The sequence below is a fragment of the Parabacteroides distasonis ATCC 8503 genome (assembly GCF_000012845.1).
In the GTDB taxonomy this organism is placed as follows: domain Bacteria; phylum Bacteroidota; class Bacteroidia; order Bacteroidales; family Tannerellaceae; genus Parabacteroides; species Parabacteroides distasonis.
Map to the genome: position 1 here is coordinate 273763 of NC_009615.1, position 20406 is coordinate 294168.

The following is a 20406-nucleotide window of genomic DNA, read 5'->3' on the forward strand; positions in this document are numbered from 1 at the left end:
ATGAAAATAATCCATACCGCAGATTGGCATTTAGGGCAAACGTTTTTTGAATATGACCGTAAAGGTGAACATACTCTATTTTTGACGTGGCTTCGAGAGCAAGTGAAAGTTCACGAGGTGGATGGGTTGTTTATTGCCGGAGATTTGTTTGATATCCCAAACCTATCGGCTGAAAGGAGTGCAAGTGATGTACAGAGAACTTTTTGATATACTACCTATGCCGGACAAAAGTAAACCTTTCATTGTAATGTGGTATTTGCAGGCTACGTGTTCGAAGATTTTGGAAAAGAACCGTGCCGAACGCACTATTATCGGAAGGTTAGAGTGTTTTTCGTCTGAAGTATTCGACGAAAAGATTGCATACACGGCACTCGGACATTTGCACCGTACCCAAAGGGTGTTAAGGCATGAGAATGCCCGATATGCTGGTGCTCCGTTACCGATGTTATTTGTTGAAAAAAATAACAAAGAAGGTGTTACTGAAGAAAATATAATAGATTAGCATTGAAAAGATTCATGATATGGCAAAAGAAATAAGAATAAATGATAACGAGTACGCTCAAATATTGCAGCAGGCGGTTTCTGAGATTCAAACTGCTCGCACGACCATTGCTCGGCAAGTAAACACTACCGTCAATTCTGTATATTGGAATATCGGGAAGTTACTCTTTGATAGAAATTTAGAGAGTGGATATGGTAGTGGCGTGGTTAAACGATTGTCAGTGGACTTGAAAGAACAGTTTCCGGATATGGGATTGTCTCCTCGTAACCTTTGGAATATGAAACGCCTATACGAGCGTTATTATCAAGAAGATACAAAACTGCTACAAGCTGTGGCAGTTTTACCTTGGGGACATAATTTACTACTGTTGGATAAGTCGTTGTCAGCTAATGAAGCCTTATTCTACGCAGAAGAGTGCTTGCAAAAAGGTTGGTCGAGAGATATGCTGCTCAATGCAATAAAGATGAATACCTACGCAGCCCGTCAGACGAAAATCAAAACGAATAACTTTGATGCCGTACTGCCGATGGCGCATGCCGACTATGCTAATGAAGTATTTAAAAGTTCGTACAACTTAGGATTCCTTAGAATAACAGAGCCTGTTAAGGAGTTGGAACTGGAGAAGCGATTAGTATCTAAAATCAAGTCGTTTATACTGGAGTTGGGCAAAGGTTTTTCTTTTATCGGAAACCAATATCGTCTGGAGTATAACAATAAGGAATATGCAGTGGATATGCTCTTTTTTCACAGAGGTTTGAGGTCGCTCGTTGCGATTGAATTGAAGCTCGGGGCCTTCAAGGCAGAGTATGTAGGCAAGATGAATCTCTACCTTTCGCTGCTTGACCGCTTGGAAAAAGGAGAGAATGAGAACCCGTCAATCGGTATCATTCTTTGCGCCGACAAGGACCACTTGGATGTAGAGATTGCTTTGCAAGATATAAACAAGCCGATTGGGGTTGCCGAGTATCAACTGTTGCTGCCCAAAGACGAACTTCAGGCATTACTCATTCAAGAAATTAATTCCATCGAGGAGAGTGGTGATGTAAGCGAGGAGTAGCAACTTTTGTTTTGCTACTCCAAAAACTTTCCTACCTTTGCATTCGAGCTTTATTTCAGAATACCGTATTGGTGGTGAACAGGTGCGATTATTCGCAAGCAGAGGTAGAAGATTGGGCATCTACATTCGATGTTTGTTCACAAGGACTTCCAAAGTAAAGGTATCGTTACGATACTTTTAAACGATATAGAGCGGTATGCGATTACGGCTGGTATCACACGAGTTACATCGGAAGTGAGCCTAACCGCTCGCCCTTTCTTTGAAAAAAAAGATATATAGTAGAAGTGGAACGAAAACGCAAGGCTAATCAGCTTTGTCTTATTAATTTTTGGATGGCAAAAGAGCTTGATAAAGGTAAAAACTTATAAGATTTCAAGGCGAAAAAAAGTAAGTTAACTTTGCGGCCAAGTAAGTTGACTTAAATGATGAAGTAAGTTAACTTACTTTGGGATTGAAGCTTGCTTGTTTTGAATGCGTGTCTTTTATCTATTTTGAAGATATCCTTCTTGCTCATAGATACGACGGTAGCGGTGGATCATCGCTACGAGTGGTTTCAGCCGTTCGTCAATTACTTTCATCTCTTTAAAACGTTCGTACTGTAGGTTGTAAAGGAGGGTGTTTCCCGTTTGAAGACGCGTCTCGATGTCGGAAGGTATAAAGAAGCGGGCCTTAAGACCGAGATGAGTGAAGAATTCAGTGAGGAAAATGTGAATGCCGGCAAGATCGAAATCCCCAAAATGAAGATAGGGATTGGAAATGGCCCGCAACCATGTGCGAAGATCCGAACTCTGGGGATAACGAGAGACAAATAATACCTTGATGTTTTTGAACAAATGCCTCATCTGCTCTATATGCTGGAAGTTTTCTCCATTCTCGATACCTACCACCGTAACATCATCCGCCAAGCGGAAATGCGTGAAATCTTCTATAAAGAGAGAGAGTCCCTGCGGAGGGTTGATTAGCAGCGGTTCTCCATACAGCGACGTTTCAATGGGCTGATAACTTTTAACGAGGAATCCGGTAAAACTACGGGTACTTTTCGCCTTAGAACGTGATGTAACTTCTACTTGTCTGGCACGGCTCACCGTTTCGCCACTCTCCATTACCTTGATCCACTCATCCAGCGAGACTTGTATCCCATATCGCTGTGCTAAATAGATAGATAACGCATTTGCGTCTCTCAGTTTGAATTTTCTTCTGCTACCATAGACTTGCTGCCAAATCAAATCCTCGGAGAGCAGTTCTTCTGCCATCTGTTTGGAAAGCCCGGAAGAGGGCACGCTCTCGCCTTGCATCATTTGCGACAGTTTACGGGCATCGCCCAAACGTAAATTCTGTTCTCTATCAATCATGGTTCCTAACATTAATTATCATATTTCAATAATGGCGTAACTTTGGTGTTGGCTCCACTGTCCTTACCCAACAAATATGTGTAGCGATAGCTCTCTACATTATAGGTAGTAGGTGAGGAGTTGATAAGCAAAATGTTGCGACTGTTGGCGAAGTCAAGGATACCCTTCACGTTGGTGGGGTGCAATTTCCCGATCTCATCCATCATGCAATGCAAACGAAACTCTCCAAACTTGTGTGAGGCTTTCTCTTTGAAGACATTGATGAGCATAATGTTTACCATGGCCTTCACTAGGATGTCCGTTCCATCCGAACCTACATTTGATATCTTTTCTACCCATCCCGTATCGTTGTCATTCTCCGTGATGCGGAACTCCAGTTTAAACGTATCGGTGAGCAGCAACCGCTTACGGGACGGTTCATTTTGCAATTCCTTCATGAGGTTGAGCAAATAGCGCACGGCCTGCCTGTTGATGACCTCGCGCAGATCCATTTGCGAGAAGAGGTCTACTTCACCCATATTGAATTCGTTCTCATCGCAAAATTTCTTTATTTCCTTGAGGAGTTGCATCAGTCGGTCGCTGCTGGGTTGTGCACGGAGTTCTATCTTGCGTATCACTCCCGCAAAGTTACGGCGCTCGAAATCCTTGTTGATATCGCCTATGGTACGATGTATCTCACCTTCATTCTGGGTAAGCTCGCCTACCGCTTTGGAGATGCGCTGAATGATGTGTGTATAGCGTTCGCTGATTTGTTTCTGAAAATCGAGGATCTTATTATTATCCACAAACTCGCAGAGGTTGGAGGCAAAATCCAGATAGTCTTCCTCCGTAGACAGATCGGTGCGGAAACTGAACGTGTTCTTGGCCGAGAAGTTGCTTTTAAACAGATTAACCATCCGTTTGAATTCTTCCAATTGTTTCATGCGGCCGGTGATATGGTCTTTCAACTCTTGCACCAACTCTGCGCAACTCTTCAAGGTCTGCCTCTCTTCGGTCACTACTACTTCGGGTGGGCAGAAAGTGGAGTCTTCGTGAAATTTGGCGGCCTGTGCCAAACCTTCCTCCAAGCTTCTCTTTGTTTCGATGCCCTTGCCTAATAAGGCTTGCTGATGTTTTTCTTGTATGTTCAGTTTCTCGCTACGCAAAGTGAAACGTTCTTCAAGCGTGGCCAATTCATCCTCAAGCATCTTCTTTCTACTGCGAAGTTGTGGTTCACGATCAAAAAGTTCCTCTTTGTCCTTTTGATAGCGGATGGTGTCGGGGAAATGTTTCTCGATGTAAGCCAGATCTTTTTGAATCTGCAGGATGCGTGCGTCATATTTTCCGATGGCTGCCGTGTCGGCGCCTTTTCCGCTAAGCTCCGCTTGTTGGGAAGCCTCCAGTTCTTTACGGCGTTCCTGCGATTGCTGCTTGTGAAGTTTTATTTCTGTCTCGATACTGTTGCGGTAGTTATTCAGTTCCTGTTCCAGTTGGAGCTTCTTCTCTTTGTAACTTTTCTCGCATACCTTAAGACGATGCGCACGATCAGCCTTCAACTTCTTTATCTCTTCCTCGCAAAGAGCCAGTCGATGAGCCGTATCGTTCTGTTTCATCCGGATTTCAACCATACGCTGTTCACGCCAATCGTCCGTCTTCTTTTGCCATGAGGCGGATTGTGCCATGGCGTTCTTGATGAATGCGGGAAGCTGAAGTTGTTCGGATTCTTGCAGACGCTGTCGGTCTGTTATCTCACGCAAGCGCTTGTTGTATTGTTTCTTCAAAGCCTCCGTTTGCTCTGCCAATTCTTGGTGTAGCATATTGATCCGCTTGACGCACTGTGACAATGCTCCTTGGTATATGGCCAGTTCTGCTTTCAATTCCTCGGGGGTACGGAAATTGCGTTCCAATGCCGTAAGGTCTATTTGCACGCCATACAAGGAAACCTCCCCTTGGTTGGTTACCTGCGGCGCCAAGTCATCGCGATAAAGTATTTTCTCTTCATCGGCTATTTTTCCGATCGTATCTTTCCATGCGGGTTTGTTCCTGTCCAGCCATTCGGCCAGCGAACCTTTGCGCCGTTCGATGAGCGACTCCAGCCGGGCTATTTGTTCCTCTATCTCTTGCTTCTCTTTTTGTGCGTTAGCGAGAGGCTGAGCCTGTGCCAACTCCAATTCCCGTAACTTCATTCCAGCCTCTTGACGCAGGCTTACAGCTTGCGTAGAGAGTTGCTGAATGGACATTTTCAACTCCTGTGCACGAGTATTCAGTTTGTTCAGTTCCTCGTCGGCTTTGGCATGTTCTTCTTTATAGGGATCTTCGTGGGCTATCCGTAGCAACTCATTGTTTTGTTGCGATTTCTCCTCTCGTAGTTGCTGGAGTTTGTCTGCCGAGAGTTGCGATTTCTCCTCAAAACGCGTATATACCTCGTTCTCTTCATTGCGCCGTGTCTGCATCAAGCTCTCGTTCTGCTTATTTGTCGCATATTCCCTTTCGTTCACCAATGCGTGTTGCGCATTCTCAAAGGCTCGAAAGTCGGTATCTACCCGTTCTATAAGTGCACTGTATTTGGCTATGACATCATCGTAGGCACGTGTGAGTTCCTGCCTCCGTTGCTGTTGGCGTGTTAATTCATCGGTAACCGCATTTTTCTGCTCTACCCTGCGAATTATTTCGGTAATGTTCATCTGCTCGTACTCCAGCTGTTTCTGCTTGGCACGTTTTAAGTCGGCATCAACCGAGCCTTTCTCTTTTATCAATTTGTCCCGTCCATCTTGGTATTTCTTTGTCTCCTCACTTTGTAAGCGATGTACACGTTCCAGCTCGGTTTTGTGTCTGGATATTTCCTCGTCAATTAATGGGCGCTGCTTCAAGGCTGATTTCTCTGCATAGCATAATTCGGCACGTCCCTTGGCTATGTGGCTATCCATGTACAATAAGTCGCGATAGCTTTGCATCACTTTCCCGGCTTGTCTTTGTACCGGCGACCCTCCGGGTTTTTCATTGTCCAGCCAAAGCGTAACGTCATTGTAATTCTGTTCGAAATCTTTCGTCTGGTTACGGTAGACATCAAGGTCTATATTCACCTCTTCCTCATTCATGGAGCGGATTATCGTGTCCTTGATGAAATCGGCATCCAGTTTGGAGTTGAGGAACACATTCTGTATGGTTCGGGGGATATTTTGATAATTAGGGCTTTCTACGATAGCGTATTTACGGAAACCTATGAGATCGGGACGACGATTGTTGCCGAAAATAATATCCCGGAACTCTTGATAAGAAACGACGATACGACTGATTTGCGTCTCTGTGCCAATGGCTTTGCGAATAGAGATCCAATCGGCACGAACCTCACGACGCTCGTTGACGAACCATGATGACTGATAGGGTGCGTCAATAAATCGATAAGCCACACGCCCTTGTTGCTTGAAAGCCATCACGCAATAAGGGCCGTTTTCACGCATCACCTCGTAGACGATGAATGAGTTGGCATAAGGAAGGTAGAACTCATCGTAACTTCTTTTCTCTTTGGGTATGCCTAGCCTCAGCTTATCGGCGTTGTAAAAGAAAAGAATAGCCCGGAGCAGCGTACTCTTTCCTACACCCTGCGTACCAATGAAATGCACGTTTCCGTCCAGTTGAATCTCGGAATAAGGGATATGTGCGCTATTCAGGAAAACTATTTTATTCAGGTATCTCATATTGTCCCTCTTCTGTTATGTTAATACAATCTACCAACTCTTCTATATAATGAAAAGCCGTTAGTACCTTCCAAGTGCCTTCGTCCTCGTCTTCATACTCTATAAATCCCATAGTCTTTAACTCGTTGATGAGCTTATCAACGATTTCCTCGAAACCTTTCTTGTCGCTAAAGAGTTCCTTGGCTTGCTCCTTCAGCTCGATTTCGGTACGTATTTGTGTCACTATGTCCGACTTGCTGAATACGAAACCGGGGCCGAAGGCTGAATTGTAGGTTTTCAAGAAGCAGAGATAATCTATCCAGCGAGCGGCGGCTTCGAGTTTACGATCTATATCCGCCTTGCTTTCTTTACGTGCGAAAAAGTAGTAGCCATTGCCGCTTTCAAGATAGAAACCTATGCCTTTATAATATTCATAATAGTCGGTCAACTCCTCTTCGATGGCATCGTAGTAACGACGGACTGCGGGCGAAAGGCTATTGGACGAGATAAATCCGCCATGGCTCAATGTACTGTATATTTCTTCGGTATATTTCATGGTCGATGAATTATTTAGGGAAAACTAAGGGATACTCTACCTGTCCCTTACATTCGTAACGGTCGGAAAAGTTCAAATCTTCGGCATATTCAGAGGCTATCTGGCAGAAAAAGACGAGCTTGTCTTCTGTACTTACCGCATTCTTATAAGCGTAATTCATGACAAAAGCGAAAAGATGCTCGCCGGAAGCCACAAACGAGTTGTACACTTCCCTCAAGTTCACTTGATCGATCACTTCCGCCTTACCTTCCAGATATTCGGCAGGTATTGCTTCCGCTACGTCTCTCGATTTATCGTCACGCCTTTTAAGCTTAGTGGCGAGTTTCTTGATAAGTGTCAGCGCTTCGTCCGAATTGCGCAGGTAATCTATTGAAAGTTTGATGCGATAACAGGGTTGCGGCTCCATCCACACATGGTTACGTTCAGCCAGCACTTGCTTGATATTCGTATTCTCCTCCAGCAGGAATTGCTCTTTAAGATACTTTAGCTTGCGTACTTTCTCGAAGATTCGATTCTGGTATTCGATCATGTTGAGGTAATGAACGATTTGCCGCTGTATCTCCATGAGGTTGTGGGAGGAGTCGATGAGTTGCAACTTCACGTCGCTCACCGTGGCACGCATCTGGGCATCCATTGCCTTGCGGAAGAAGAGCAATTGATCTTTATCGATCGCATCTTCGCACTTGTTGATGAGTTGGATGATATTCTTCAGTTTCTCGCCCAGTCGTTGCAGTTTTACTTTCTTTATCTGATAGTTCGGCTCGTTCTTATACGTGCTGTCCAGATTCCGCTTCAGGTCGATCACGTTGCGTACCGTGGTGAGCACTATGTTCTTGAGCGTACGGCGCACGTCATTATGGTAGTTATATCGCCGTCTCTCGTTATTCTCTTTCAGATAATACTCTATCTGCTCGTTCAGCTTGCTGAGATGTCCTTGTATATAGGCTACATTCACCTCTTCGTTCACTTGCAGCACCTCCTCGAAAAACTTCAGGTAAATGTCTTCCATCTCCAAGAAATCGCCGCTACTACGTATCACTCCGTAATTGATCAAGCTCTGTACCCGCTCCTCCTTATAATCGGTCAGCTCCACCGCGAAATCGTATTTGAAGGAAAGGGAGGTCCGTTTATGAAACATCTCACGTAGCAGTTCCCTCTCTCGGTCGAGCGTACGAACCAATTCTTCGATAGAACGAAATGTGCGCATACTGATACGGTTTTAGAATCCTTTGGCCTGCTCGATAGTAAGCAGGCTTCTCTTTTTGTCGACACCTCCTGCGTATCCGGTTAGGCTGCCATCGCTGCCTACGACACGGTGGCAGGGGATGATGATACTGATTGGGTTATGGCCTACCGCTCCTCCGATCGCTTGCGTAGACATGCTCGGGATACCTTTTTGCCGGGCGATTTCGCCGGCGAGCTCCTTGTAGGTTACGACTTCGCCATAAGGTATTTTGCTCAATAAGTCCCATACCGCAAGTCGGAAAGGCGTATCCTCCAGATGGATAGGAGGGGTGAAGCTGGGAATCTTACCCATGAAATAGCTATCCAGCCACTCTTTGGCTTGTTCGAATATCGGCAGTTCTCTTTCTTGGTGTTCCGCCGATAAAGTGGCGGCAAAATATTTTTGCCCGTCGAACCATAATCCTGTCAGGTGGTCGCCATCGCTGGCTAGGGTTATTTCTCCCAAGGGAGATCGATATTTGTCGGTGTATTGCATGATGTTTATCAAATAAGGGCGTAAGTTAGAAAAATTTTCGAAAGTAGCCAATATCTAAGGGCGGAAATGAGATAAGGAATCCTACTTTTATTTATATTTGCATAGTGAAATTTCGTGAACGGATAATACTTCAACATTTTTAAACAATGATAAAATTATGATCTTAAGTAGAAATTTATCAGAGGCGTTCAATGCCCAAGTTAATGCGGAGATGTGGTCTTCGAATTTGTATTTGTCAATGTCCGTGTATTTCCAGAAAGCAGGGTTGAACGGTTTCGCCCATTGGATGAAGAAACAAGCGGCTGAGGAATTGGAGCATGCTCATAAGTTGATCGATTACGCCTTGGATCGTGGCGGCGATATTACGATCGGCCAGATCAACGTGGTTCCGACAGGCTGGGGAAATCCGTTGGAGGTATTCGAGCATGTTTACAAACACGAGTGCTATGTATCAGAGTTGATCGACAAATTGGTTGATATCGCCGAGGCTGATAAGGATCATGCTTCCCGTGATTTCTTGTTCTGGTTCGTACGCGAGCAAGTAGAGGAAGAATCTACGGCTAAAGAGATCGTGGATCAATTGAAGAATTATGGGGAATGCCATTACGCCATTATGGATCATAGATTAGGAAAGAGATAATAAATTTCCGTCGAGAAATATAAAAAGGCTGTATCTTCACCGGACGCAGCCTTTTTTGTCGTATTTTTACCCGGTAAAGTCAGTAAGGAATACTTATAGATAAATAGAAAATATAAATATGAGATTAAGCGATGTATGGTTTACGGCTCTCTCGGAAAACGAGTCAGGGCAAATGATTACCGTTTACGGGCGGGACGAGTTGAATGAGTTTACCGAATCCGGTAAGTTCAAGGAACGTGTCGAGATCACTTGGAAATACGAGGGAGATGGGAGAGGCCTTCCTAGCGATGACCTTGGCGAGAAAATGGAGGCCGTGGAGGAAGCGCTTCGTAAGGCGATGGAAAAGAAAGACAAGCTGGCTATCCTGACGGGTGTCTATACCGGAGGAGGAGAGAAGGTCTGGGTGTTTTACACACGTACCGTGCGTGTATTCGGCGAACGCTTGAATGAGGCCTTGGCTCCTTTCGAATTACTGCCCATCTCTATTTATACCGAGATGGATCCAGATTGGGAAGAATATAAGGATATGTATGAGATGAAAGAGTGGGCGGTGGATTGAGATCCTGTGCTTCGAGTTTGGCGTGAAAGGTATCTTTTTGATTGAAATACCTTCTTTTTCACGACACGGCTCTCTGGCTATAAAAGCCAACGGGCGTAAACGGGGAGTGCGAACAAGCTGCCACCTCCGCTTTTTAACATGATAAGCGTCGCTTTTTAACGAATATATACGTATCAACCTACACATATGGCTGTATCAACTCACACATATAGCAGTGTCAACCCACACATATAGTCGCGTCAAGCTACACATATAGTGGCGTAAGCCTACACATATATAGGCATCGGCCCTCGCATGCGGTAGCGTTGGGCATTATTACCGCCTTACGACCGTAAAACATGAACTAGGGTGAATTATTTCGGCTGGAACGAAAGGCCGTTTTTTAGCAAACAGCTATCAAACAGAGAATTGCTGTTTTTTTCTCTCGAATTTGGAAGCGAGACGCACTTGGGTACGGAATAATCGATTCTCCGGGACTTCAGATTACAAGTTGTCAAAAAGACAAATGTGTCACTTGTATCTATAGTTCCTCTGCCATTTCCCGATAACCATCGGGGGAGAGATGGTTAATGTATATTAAGACTGTCACTCATCTTTTCATCAAGATGGATGAAAATCTCGGTGGATGTGCTTTCTATGTTGACGACATTAAAAATACGTAAGAACTGCACTTGGTAGTACTATCTGAGCTAATGTATAAAGTTGATTCGTTTCCATAGAGCAAAGGTAGAGATTTTAAATAGATGAAAATAATTATCCCCACCAATTATCAACTGATCCTATAAAAACTCTATTTCTCCAATAATTATACATTTGGCTTATAATTAATCGAATTTAACAACATGACTTTTCGGAAGAAAAGCTTGCTTACGGAATTTCTTTTTGAAATTCTCGCCTGTTTTTGTATGTCCTAGGTGATAAAAATGGAAGGTGTGGCAAATATCGATAATATCAATTTGCTACACCTTCCATTTTATATCAATTACGAAAACTATTCTTCTTTTTACCGGCTCATCAAGAAAGATTTGAATCCCTCGAAATCTTTTGCCAGCTCGATGCTTTGCTTGGTTCCTTCCATGAAGGCTTTCAGTTTCGCCGGGATCTCGATATCTGCCTCCAATATCTTATCGACCGTTCCTTTGAATTTGGCGGGATGGGCGGTCTCGAGGAATAGACCCGTCTCGGTCTCGCTTAGGTCGCTGTCTAGTAATCCTTGGTAGCCACAGGCTCCGTGTGGGTCGAGGATATATCCCGTCTCTTTATAGACGGCTCGCATCGTAGAGGCGATTTCCTCGTCCGTATAGCGATGTCCGGAGATCAGTGCGCATATTTCTTTATGGGGATCATTGAATGCGCCGAATAGGTCGATGATACGGGCGAAATTACTCGGATCGCCTACATCCATGGCGTTCGCTAGGGTGGCGACTGATGGGCGGGGTGTATAAGTTCCTGTATTTAGGTATTCCAAGAATACGTCGTTACGGTTGTTTGCCGCTACGAAACGCTTGATAGGGAGCCCCATCCAATAGGCGAACAATCCGGCGGTGATGTTTCCGAAATTACCGCTCGGCACGCAAACGACCAGCTCGTCCGCTTTTCCCAGCTTGTCCAGCTGAGCGTAAGCGTTGAAATAGTAGAACGATTGGGGCAAGAAACGGGCTACGTTGATGGAGTTCGCCGAGGTCAGTTTCATATGACGGTTTAATTCCTCGTCCATAAAGGCGGATTTAACCAGCGCTTGGCAATCGTCGAACGTGCCGTCTATCTCCAATGCCGTGATGTTCTGTCCTAATGTCGTGAACTGGCATTCCTGTATCGGGCTGACCTTTCCCTTGGGATAAAGCACATACACGTGAATGCCCGGGACACCTAGGAATCCGTTGGCGACGGCGCTTCCCGTATCGCCGGAAGTAGCTACCAATACGTTTACTTGCTTCAATCCCTCTTTCTTTATGAAATAACCGAGCAGACGAGCCATGAAGCGCCCTCCTACATCCTTAAAGGCCAATGTAGGCCCGTGAAATAACTCCAAGCTATAGATATTATCCTTTACGGGTACCACCGGGGTCTCGAAGGAGAGCGTATCTTTTACGATACCGTCCAATACCTCCGGCTCGATGTCTTCCCCGAAGAACATCTGAGCTACCGTGCAGGCGATCTCGTGGAAGGACTGGTTCTTCATGTTGGCTATCACCTCCTCGTCCAAGGAGTCGATATACTCGGGCATATATAATCCCTTATCGCCGGCCAGACCTTTTACGACGGCCTCTTCTAGGCTGGCTACAGGGGCTTGTTTGTTTGTGCTGTAATATTTCATGCTCTAATCGTTTAGAAATTCTTTTATAAATTGATCTTTTTCCAGTATGCCATATTTGCCGTTTGATACGGAGAACTCATCAAATGTGGTAACGGAGTCGGGTTGCTCGCCCGGCTTGTAAATCAGGAATGGAACCGGGGTATTCGTATGCGTACGTATGGAGCAAGGAGTAGGGTGGTCCGGAAGGATAGCGATCGCTACCGGCTCGTCCCATTTTTGCGTTTCCTCGTGGATGATACGTACGGCACGGTCGTCCAGATACTCTATCGTCTTGATCTTTAAGTCTACGTCTCCTTCATGCCCGGCCTCGTCGCTAGCCTCGATATGTAGGTAGACGAAGTCGTTTGTCTTGAGGGCCTCAAGGGCGGCGTGCGCTTTTCCCTCGTAGTTCGTGTCGTATAATCCGGTAGCTCCCTCTACGTGAAGCACCTCGAGGCCGGCGTAAACGCCGATTCCCCGGATGAGATCGACGGCGGAGATCACGGAGCCTTTCCCGAAGCCGTACATCTCCCGCATCGTTCGCATGGCCGGACGGTAGCCCGGAGACCAAGGCCAGATACTGTTCGCCGGATCTTTCCCCGCTGCCATACGTTTGAGGTTCACCGGGTGATCCTTTAAGATCTCTTGGGACTTGAGGATTAATTCGTTTAATAAATCGGCGGTCTCTCGTGCTTCCGGAACTTCCGGTTTTATCATTAAAGGCCGGAAAGGATGGAGGGGTACGTCGTGTGGTGGCGTGCAATCCAGATGCTTATCGCCTCCTTTGATTACCAATAGGTGGCGGTAGGAGACACCTGTATAGAACTTGACATGGTCGGAACCTAATCGCTCGTTCAGGCATTGGATCAACTCGTCCGCTTCCTCCGTGGAGATATGGCCGGAAGAGTGATTCTTCAAGATGTCGCCTTCTACGCAGATTAAGTTACAACGCATCGCCATCTCGCCGGGCTGCAGGGCGACGCCTATACTGGCGGCTTCCAATACACCCCGTCCCTCGTATACGGAGGGCAGGTCATAGCCTAATACCGCCATGTTCGCGACCTCGCTACCGGGATGGAAACCATCCGCTACGGTTTTCATCTGCCCGGTTACTCCCAGTTCCGCCAATTTATCCATATAAGGAGTCTTGGCGTATTGCATCGGGGTCTTGCCTCCCAGAGCCTCTATCGGCTCGTCGGCCATTCCATCGCCTAAAATGATAATGTGCTTCATACCTATCGAATATTAGCAATGGATATGATGTCGGCGAATACGCCTGCGGCTGTCACGTCGGCTCCGGCACCATATCCCTTGATGATCATTGGATATTCATGATATCTCTCGGTGGAGATCATGATAATATTGTTGCTGCCCTCCAGTTCATAGAACGGATGGTGGCTGTCTACGGCTTGTAGGCCTACCTCGCAAGCGCCGTTCTCCATCTTCGCCACGAAACGGAAGCGTTTGCCTTCCGCTTCCAGTAGCTGGCGTTTCTCCTCGAAACCGGCATCTGTATCCTTGATATTCTTCCAGAAGTCCTCAAGGGAACCCTCGAAGTACTTTTCCGGGATGAACAGGTTCCGTTTTACGTCGGCTTGCTCCACCGGATAACCGGCCTCACGGGCCAAGATAACCAGCTTACGGATTACGTCTTTGCCGCTAAGGTCGATACGTGGGTCCGGCTCGGCGTATCCGGCTTCCTTTGCCATATGGATCGCCTCGCTGAAAGGAATATCGGCGCTGATCGTATTAAAGATATAATTCAGCGTACCGGAAAGTACGGCCTCCAGTTTCAATATATGGTCACCGCTATTGATCAAGTCGTTCATCGTATTGATGATCGGGAGGCCGGCGCCTACGTTCGTCTCGAACAAGAACTTGATGTCTCGGTGGCGGGCGGTCTCCTTGAGCTTGGTATAATTATCGTAGGAGGAGGAAGCCGCTTCTTTATTAGCCGCCACGACGGATACGTTATTGTTCATCAACGTCTCGTAAAGAGCCGCCACGTCCGGGCTTGCCGTACAGTCCACGAATACGGAGTTGAAGATATTCATCTTTACGATCTCCTCGCATAGATGTTCCGGGTTACTCTCTTCCCCGTTCTCCTTCAGCTCCTCCAGATAATTGTCGAGGTTGATCCCTTCCCGGCATAAAAGGGCTTTCTTGGAGTTTGAGATACCTACGACATTCAGCTTCAAACCGTTTTGCCGCATCAGTTTCGGTTGCTGGATGCGTATCTGTTCCAATAAATTGCCGCCTACGGTTCCTACACCGGCGATGAAAAGGTTCAATACCTTATATTCGGATAGGAAAAAAGAGTCATGAATGGAGTTCAACGCCTTGCGAAGGTATTTATGCTTGATAACGAAAGAGATATTCGTCTCGGAAGCGCCTTGGGCGCAAGCGATCACGCTGATGCCCGCACGTCCCAGCGTACCGAACAGCTTACCGGCGATACCCGGGGTACGTTTCATGTTCTCGCCTACGATAGCGACGGTAGCCAGATCCTTCTCCGCTACGGTATCGTTCATATCACCCTGCGCACGCTCCAAGGCGAACTCGTCGTTCAATACTTGTACGGCCAAATCAGCGTCGGCGTTACGTACGGCGAAAGTCGTATTATTCTCGGAGCTGGCCTGCGATACCATAAATACGCTGATGCCATTCTTGGCGAGCGTCTTAAAGATCCGGTAGTTCACGCCGATCACGCCCACCATACCTAAACCTTGTACCGTGATCAAACAGGTATCGTTGATGGAGGAGATACCCTTGATGATGGCCTTGCCTTCCTCTTTCACCCGCTCTTTCGAGATATAGGTTCCGGGAGCGGTCGGGTTGAAGGTATTCAAGATACGGATCGGGATATTCTTATGATAAACCGGATAGATCGTCGGCGGATAGATTACTTTCGCCCCGAAGTTACACAACTCCATCGCCTCCGTAAAAGTAAGCCGGTCGATTACGTAGGCGGAGCTGATCACACGGGGATCAGCGGTCATGAAACCATCCACGTCCGTCCATATCTCCAAGGTGTTAGCGTCTAAGGCGGTCGCCAAGATGGAGGCGGTATAATCCGATCCCCCTCGTCCGAGGTTCGTAACCTCTCCGGTTTCCGTGCTGGAAGAGATGAATCCGGGCACCAAGGAAACCTTGGGCAGCGGCGAGAAGGTCTCTTTTATGAGCTTGTTGGTCAAGTCGAAATCCACGATATGCTTGTTGAATTGCTTGACTGTCTTGATATATTTGCGTGAGTCGAATAACTTAGCGTCCTTGATCACGTTCGAGACGATCAAGGAAGATAGGCGCTCGCCATAACTTACGATCGTATCGGATGTCTTGGCGGATAAATCGTTAATCAAATAAACACCTTTGAAAATATTGCTCAATTCATCCAGTAAAGCCATCACTTTCTTCTGGACATCCATGCGTACCTCCTTGTCCTCTATCACTCCCTCGATCACGTCCAGATGGCGGGCGATGATCTCCGATAATTCTTTCTCGTAGGCAAGGTCGCCTTTAGAAGCCATGGTAGAAGTGGCCAGCAATTTATCGGTGATGCCCCCTAAAGCGGAGACAACCACGATTACGGGCTCTTCGATAGCCTCTACTATTTTCTTTACACTTAAGATACTATTCACGGAACCTACGGATGTTCCGCCGAATTTTAATACTTTCATCGATATGTATTTTTAATGGTTCATCGAGGATTGGCAATCAAGAAAAGGCTTTTTCATGATTAGCAACCGACAATGACCGATTGATTAAACTTATTTATGTAAAAGGAGAAATAAAAAAGGATGCAATACGAGATTGCGACATAGCGTGACGTGGTCTACGCGAATGCTTATTAATAGATTCTAACCCCCCAAGGGGTCATCAATGCCCATGTATAATATGAGGACTCTACACTCATCATTGATTTTGTATTGTGCTTATTCTTTTATATTATGGGGGCAATATTACGCATTATTTTTCATATTGCAAGCGTTTTTGCTAAAAGATTGACTATTTTGTTGTTCAAGGTCCGCCCGGCTCTTGCTTTGGGTCACTAAATAGACGCCGGAGAAAACAAGTGCGGCCGATACTAGTTTCGTTACGCTAAAACTATCCTGACCGATGAATACGGCGATAAAGGAAGCTACGATCGGTTGGATATAATTGTACATGCTGACGGTAGTCGGGCGGATTCGCTTTAAGGCCAGCGGTATTAATAAATAAGGTACGAACGTGGCCCCGAATAACACGAAGAAGATGGCTCCCAACTCTTGGCCGTCGAAGACCTCTTTGTGGAAAGCCGGGGTATTCCAGATGGATTCGATAGCGAAAGGCAGGGTAATCAGCGTGGAGAACAGGAACATCCATTTCATCATCGTGACGGATGAGTACTTGAGTGTTAGAGGTTTGGATACTACCAAATAGATCGAGTACATGAATCCGCTAACCGTAATCAACAGGTTTCCCCCCAGACTGCTCGCTTGATTGGAACCTTGCGTGGATTGTAGTATCAAGGAGATCGCCCCGCATATGCCAAGCAGTACCCCGAACGTTTTCATCCGTGTGATCGGTTCCTTTAGGATCAGGGCCGCCAGGATCATGACAAAGATGGGGACGGCGGTCGCTATGATGGAAGCGTCTACCGGCGACGTGGTATTCAATCCCCAGATAAAAAGCCCTTGGTTCAAGCCTACTCCGCAAAGGGCGCAAAGGCATAGAAGTCCCAAGTCCTTCAACGGCACTTTCTCATAGGGAACAAATAGGGAGGTGATCCAGAACATCACGCAAGCGAAGCTCATCCGCATACTGGTCAGCGCCTCGGGTTGCACATGCTCGGGGAGTAGATATTTGGATACGGGCATATTAATGGCGAACAGGATGTTGGCCGCTAAAATAAGGAGATGCCCTTTTAGCTTTTCTTGATTCATCATAAGTACGATCCTAGATTGGTATAATATAAATGTATACAGGCTTATGTTTTGGTGAGCAAAGGTCTTACTTTTTTTTGTAAATAAGAAATGATCCGTTAGTAAAGTGTTTTACATACGGATCATTGTCTGTTTAGTCAAGGAAGCATCCCGTTTTTATTACGATGAAACGGCCGCTCCTCCCATGATATCCAGCAATTCGTTGGTGATGGCTTGCTGGCGGGTTTTATTATATTGCAAAGTTAATTGTTGGATTAAATCGTTCGCATTGTCGTTGGCGGTCTGCATGGCCATCATACGGGCGGCGTGCTCGGCGGTTGAGGTGTCGAGTAGGATCGTATAGATGGTTAGGTTCAGCAATTTCGGGAAAAGCCGGTTACGCAACTCTTCCGCCGAGGGCTCAAGGATGTAGTCGGTGGCCGTTTCCGCCGCTTCCGTATCCGAGAGGGAAAGGGGAAGATACGTCTTGTGGGTTACGACTTGTGTCGCCATGTTCTTGAAATGGTGATACAGTAATTCCACCCGGTCTGCTTTACCTGTGACGAACAGCTCCATGAGACGGTTCGCCAAGGATACGGCGCTTTCATAAGACGGCTTTTCGCCGATCGTGACGAAATCAGTGTCGAAGCTATACCCCGCTTTATGAAGCTCATCCGCTATTTTCTTGCCGATAGGGTAGAGGCCTACCTCTATTTGCTGGTTCTTATAAGTCTGGATCGTGGCGGATAACTCTTTCCATATATTGGCATTGAATGTCCCGCATAAACCCGTGCTCGAGGCGAATACGGCGATAGCCACCTTGCTCACCTTACGCTGTTCGGTGTAAGGTGAGTCTAGGTCGCATTCCGCCGAAAGAAGACCGTTTAAGATAGCGGATAGTTTATTAGCATATGTAAGTGTATGCTCGGTTTGCGTCTGGGCATGATGAAACTTGGCCGACGATACCATTTTCATGGCGGCGGTGATCTTCTGCGTGCTCCGTATAGAGGCGATCCGGACTTTTATTTCTTTCAATGAACCCATAACTCCTTCGCTGTTTTTTCCAATATACCTCGTATCTCATCATTGATAACGCCGGTCTTTAAGACATCCAGTACGTCCCGTTGGTGAGAGGTACGTAACTCTTGCAAAAACCTTGCCTCGAACTCATGCACCTTGTCCAATGGAACCTCTTTCAGCAGACCTTGCGTTCCGCAATAAAGGATCGAGATTTGCTCTTCCACCGGCATCGGGCTATATTGAGGCTGTATCAGTAACTGGGTATTCTTCTGCCCTTTATCGATCGTGAAAGCGGTGACGGCATCCATCTCGCCCCCGAACTTGGAAAATGATTCCAATTCACGGAACTGAGCCTGATCGATTTTCAAGGTACCCGCTACCTTTTTCATCGCCTTTAATTGCGCGTTACCGCCTACACGGGAAACAGAGATTCCGACGTTGATAGCTGGGCGGTTCCCTTGGTTGAATAAATCGGTCTCAAGGAATATCTGTCCGTCGGTGATAGAGATCACGTTGGTCGGGATATAAGCCGATACGTCTCCCGCCTGAGTCTCGATGATCGGTAAAGCGGTCAAGGAGCCACCGCCTTTCACCTTGTCTCTCATGCTTTCGGGGAGATCGTTCATCTCACGGGCTACCTCCGGCTGGTTGATGATCTTGGCGGCACGTTCCAATAGGCGGGAGTGCAGGTAAAAGATATCACCCGGGTACGCCTCACGTCCGGAAGGACGGCGAAGGATCAAGGAAACCTCACGGTAGGCGACCGCCTGTTTGGACAGATCGTCGTAGACCACCAAGGCGTGTCGTCCGCTATCCCGGAAGTACTCTCCGATGGCCGCTCCGGCGAACGGGGCGAAATATTGCATGGCTGCCGGGTCGGAGGCGGTCGCGCTTACGACAATCGTATAGTCCATGGCTCCTTTCTCTTGCAAGGTGTTCACCAAGGCCGCTACCGTGGAACCCTTTTGCCCGATCGCCACGTAAATACAGTAAACCGGGTTCCCTGCCTCGTAGTTGCTACGTTGGTTGATGATGGTATCGATAGCGATCGAGGTCTTTCCCGTCTGCCTGTCGCCGATGATCAACTCACGTTGCCCCCTCCCGATAGGGATCATAGCGTCTACGGCCTTGATACCGGTTTGCAAAGGCTCGTTTACCGGCTGACGGAAGATCACGCCCGGAGCCTTGCGCTCAAGCGGCATCTCGCAAGTCTCGCCAAGGATCTCGCCTTTCCCGTCGATCGGGTTTCCCAACGGATCGATCACACGCCCGATCATCCCCTCGCTGACATCGATAGAGGCGATACGGCCCGTGCGTTTTACGGTGTCGCCCTCCTTGATTTGGTCGGTCGGACCTAAAAGGACGGCGCCTACATTATCTTCCTCCAAGTTCATCACGATTGCTTCCATCCCGTTATCGAATTGAAGCAACTCGTTCGCCTCCGCATTATCCAACCCGTAGATGCGGGCCACGCCGTCGCTCACCTGCAATACGGTCCCGACCTCTTCCAGCTTGATGCTGGTATGGATTCCTTCCAATTGCTGGCGCAGGATGGAGGAGACTTCACTCACTTTTATCTGTTCTGTCATACTTCTTCTTTTTTATCTGTTTTCGAGTAGCCCGGTACGGATATCCCGTAGTTGCGTCGCATAGCTGGCGTCTATCCGGTAATTGCCGATGCGTAGGCGGAAGCCCCCGATTAGTTCCGGTTCCACGTGGCCGGAGAACTCGATTGTGCATCCCGTCTCTTTCCGCAGCTTGTCTTGCAGGTGAGACTTGACCGCATCGTCTACCGCTACGGCCGTGTCGAATCGTACCCGGGTAATCTTCTTCTCTTTCCGGTACAAATGGATATAAATGTATGCAATGAAGGGCAGTAGTGTCTCCCGTTTATGGGCTAATACCAGATTGATAAAACGTGAATATAGCTCGCATACCTCGATACCTCCCGCCGCCGTAAGCAATTTCACTTTCTCCGGTACGGAAACGATCGGGTTGCTCAAGGCACCCCTAAGCTCTGGCTCCATCGAGAAGCTGTCCGCCAACATCTTCATATCATCATATACCCGGCTTTCCTGTTCCTTGTCTTTCGCTAGGGAGAAAAGCGCTTTGGCATACCGGGAAGAAATAGTTCCTATATCCATACC

General features: G+C 47.0%; 17 protein-coding genes and 1 pseudogene. 6 read left to right on the forward strand and 12 right to left on the reverse strand.

Annotated features, from left to right (window positions below):
* The 4 genes and pseudogenes from BDI_RS01240 to BDI_RS20005 all read left to right on the forward strand — a co-directional run bounded on the left by BDI_RS01240 (window position 1) and on the right by BDI_RS20005 (window position 1927).
* Window positions 1–207 (forward strand): metallophosphoesterase, encoded by a 207-nt coding sequence (locus tag BDI_RS01240; protein WP_005861762.1) that lies wholly within the window; start codon window positions 1–3, stop codon window positions 205–207.
* Entirely contained in the window at window positions 188–502 is a 315-nt protein-coding gene (locus BDI_RS01245; protein WP_011965932.1) for an exonuclease, read from the forward strand. The genes BDI_RS01240 and BDI_RS01245 overlap by 20 nt, the downstream gene beginning before the upstream one ends.
* A gap of 19 nt (window positions 503–521) precedes the next feature.
* Complete coding sequence (locus BDI_RS01250; RefSeq protein ID WP_011965933.1) at window positions 522–1559, forward strand: PDDEXK nuclease domain-containing protein; 1038 nt, start codon at window positions 522–524, stop codon at window positions 1557–1559.
* 11 nt (window positions 1560–1570) lie between these two features.
* Window positions 1571–1927 (forward strand): annotated as a pseudogene (locus BDI_RS20005) (GNAT family N-acetyltransferase).
* 114 nt (window positions 1928–2041) lie between these two features.
* Here BDI_RS20005 and BDI_RS01255 read toward each other — a convergent pair.
* The 5 genes from BDI_RS01255 to BDI_RS01275 are packed head-to-tail and all read right to left on the reverse strand — an operon-like array spanning window position 2042 to window position 8843.
* On the reverse strand, window positions 2042–2911 hold the full coding sequence (locus BDI_RS01255) for a DUF7281 domain-containing protein (protein WP_005861765.1): 870 nt from the start codon (window positions 2909–2911) through the stop codon (window positions 2042–2044).
* Between the two features lie 11 nt (window positions 2912–2922).
* The gene (locus BDI_RS01260) at window positions 2923–6588 is read right to left on the reverse strand and encodes an ATP-binding protein (RefSeq protein WP_011965936.1); all 3666 of its coding nucleotides are present in this window, start codon (window positions 6586–6588) and stop codon (window positions 2923–2925) included.
* The gene (locus BDI_RS01265) at window positions 6572–7123 is read right to left on the reverse strand and encodes a condensin complex protein MksE (RefSeq protein ID WP_011965937.1); all 552 of its coding nucleotides are present in this window, start codon (window positions 7121–7123) and stop codon (window positions 6572–6574) included. The genes BDI_RS01260 and BDI_RS01265 overlap by 17 nt, the downstream gene beginning before the upstream one ends.
* Window positions 7124–7133: 10 nt before the next feature.
* Window positions 7134–8330 carry a hypothetical protein gene (locus BDI_RS01270; RefSeq protein WP_011965938.1) on the reverse strand — a complete coding sequence of 399 codons (1197 nt, stop codon included), beginning with the start codon at window positions 8328–8330 and terminating at the stop codon, window positions 7134–7136.
* Window positions 8331–8342: 12 nt separating this feature from the next.
* The gene (locus BDI_RS01275; RefSeq protein WP_011965939.1) at window positions 8343–8843 is read right to left on the reverse strand and encodes a methylated-DNA--[protein]-cysteine S-methyltransferase; all 501 of its coding nucleotides are present in this window, start codon (window positions 8841–8843) and stop codon (window positions 8343–8345) included.
* Between the two features lie 157 nt (window positions 8844–9000).
* Between BDI_RS01275 and BDI_RS01280 the strand changes: the two genes are divergently transcribed.
* A complete protein-coding gene (locus BDI_RS01280; RefSeq protein WP_005861772.1) occupies window positions 9001–9483 on the forward strand; it encodes a ferritin in 483 nt (160 codons plus the stop codon).
* 118 nt (window positions 9484–9601) lie between these two features.
* Complete coding sequence (locus tag BDI_RS01285; RefSeq protein ID WP_005861774.1) at window positions 9602–10042, forward strand: DUF695 domain-containing protein; 441 nt, start codon at window positions 9602–9604, stop codon at window positions 10040–10042.
* A gap of 1003 nt (window positions 10043–11045) precedes the next feature.
* Here BDI_RS01285 and thrC read toward each other — a convergent pair.
* The 7 genes from thrC to BDI_RS01320 form a co-directional block, all read right to left on the reverse strand.
* The gene (gene thrC, locus BDI_RS01290; RefSeq protein ID WP_011965940.1) at window positions 11046–12359 is read right to left on the reverse strand and encodes a threonine synthase; all 1314 of its coding nucleotides are present in this window, start codon (window positions 12357–12359) and stop codon (window positions 11046–11048) included.
* Between the two features lie 3 nt (window positions 12360–12362).
* Window positions 12363–13571, reverse strand: coding sequence for a cofactor-independent phosphoglycerate mutase (locus BDI_RS01295; RefSeq protein WP_011965941.1), 1209 nt, complete (start codon window positions 13569–13571; stop codon window positions 12363–12365).
* 2 nt (window positions 13572–13573) lie between these two features.
* Window positions 13574–16015, reverse strand: coding sequence for a bifunctional aspartate kinase/homoserine dehydrogenase I (gene thrA / locus BDI_RS01300; protein WP_005861780.1), 2442 nt, complete (start codon window positions 16013–16015; stop codon window positions 13574–13576).
* A gap of 282 nt (window positions 16016–16297) precedes the next feature.
* Window positions 16298–17263 carry a DMT family transporter gene (locus BDI_RS01305; protein ID WP_005861782.1) on the reverse strand — a complete coding sequence of 322 codons (966 nt, stop codon included), beginning with the start codon at window positions 17261–17263 and terminating at the stop codon, window positions 16298–16300.
* A 156-nt stretch (window positions 17264–17419) separates the two neighbouring features.
* On the reverse strand, window positions 17420–18283 hold the full coding sequence (locus tag BDI_RS01310; RefSeq protein ID WP_005865919.1) for a F0F1 ATP synthase subunit gamma: 864 nt from the start codon (window positions 18281–18283) through the stop codon (window positions 17420–17422).
* Window positions 18271–19848 carry a F0F1 ATP synthase subunit alpha gene (gene atpA, locus BDI_RS01315; protein ID WP_005861786.1) on the reverse strand — a complete coding sequence of 526 codons (1578 nt, stop codon included), beginning with the start codon at window positions 19846–19848 and terminating at the stop codon, window positions 18271–18273. Before atpA ends, BDI_RS01310 begins: the two co-directional genes overlap by 13 nt.
* Before the next feature lie 12 nt (window positions 19849–19860).
* Window positions 19861–20403 (reverse strand): F0F1 ATP synthase subunit delta, encoded by a 543-nt coding sequence (locus tag BDI_RS01320; protein ID WP_011965942.1) that lies wholly within the window; start codon window positions 20401–20403, stop codon window positions 19861–19863.
* Window positions 20404–20406 lie beyond the last annotated feature (3 nt).

Excerpts from the sequence above, each read along its gene's own strand:
- BDI_RS01240 (WP_005861762.1), top strand. The coding sequence starts at position 1 with ATGAAAATAATCCATACCGCAGATTGGCATTTAGGGCAAACGTTTTTT.
- BDI_RS01255 (WP_005861765.1), bottom strand. The coding sequence starts at position 2,911 with ATGATTGATAGAGAACAGAATTTACGTTTGGGCGATGCCCGTAAACTG.
- thrC (WP_011965940.1), bottom strand. The coding sequence starts at position 12,359 with ATGAAATATTACAGCACAAACAAACAAGCCCCTGTAGCCAGCCTAGAA.
- BDI_RS01305 (WP_005861782.1), bottom strand. The coding sequence starts at position 17,263 with ATGATGAATCAAGAAAAGCTAAAAGGGCATCTCCTTATTTTAGCGGCC.
- BDI_RS01280 (WP_005861772.1), top strand. The coding sequence starts at position 9,001 with ATGATCTTAAGTAGAAATTTATCAGAGGCGTTCAATGCCCAAGTTAAT.
- BDI_RS01295 (WP_011965941.1), bottom strand. The coding sequence starts at position 13,571 with ATGAAGCACATTATCATTTTAGGCGATGGAATGGCCGACGAGCCGATA.
- BDI_RS01260 (WP_011965936.1), bottom strand. The coding sequence starts at position 6,588 with ATGAGATACCTGAATAAAATAGTTTTCCTGAATAGCGCACATATCCCT.
- BDI_RS01250 (WP_011965933.1), top strand. The coding sequence starts at position 522 with ATGGCAAAAGAAATAAGAATAAATGATAACGAGTACGCTCAAATATTG.
- BDI_RS01270 (WP_011965938.1), bottom strand. The coding sequence starts at position 8,330 with ATGCGCACATTTCGTTCTATCGAAGAATTGGTTCGTACGCTCGACCGA.
- BDI_RS01275 (WP_011965939.1), bottom strand. The coding sequence starts at position 8,843 with ATGCAATACACCGACAAATATCGATCTCCCTTGGGAGAAATAACCCTA.
- BDI_RS01265 (WP_011965937.1), bottom strand. The coding sequence starts at position 7,123 with ATGAAATATACCGAAGAAATATACAGTACATTGAGCCATGGCGGATTT.
- BDI_RS01320 (WP_011965942.1), bottom strand. The coding sequence starts at position 20,403 with ATGGATATAGGAACTATTTCTTCCCGGTATGCCAAAGCGCTTTTCTCC.
- thrA (WP_005861780.1), bottom strand. The coding sequence starts at position 16,015 with ATGAAAGTATTAAAATTCGGCGGAACATCCGTAGGTTCCGTGAATAGT.
- BDI_RS01285 (WP_005861774.1), top strand. The coding sequence starts at position 9,602 with ATGAGATTAAGCGATGTATGGTTTACGGCTCTCTCGGAAAACGAGTCA.
- BDI_RS01245 (WP_011965932.1), top strand. The coding sequence starts at position 188 with ATGTACAGAGAACTTTTTGATATACTACCTATGCCGGACAAAAGTAAA.
- atpA (WP_005861786.1), bottom strand. The coding sequence starts at position 19,848 with ATGACAGAACAGATAAAAGTGAGTGAAGTCTCCTCCATCCTGCGCCAG.
- BDI_RS01310 (WP_005865919.1), bottom strand. The coding sequence starts at position 18,283 with ATGGGTTCATTGAAAGAAATAAAAGTCCGGATCGCCTCTATACGGAGC.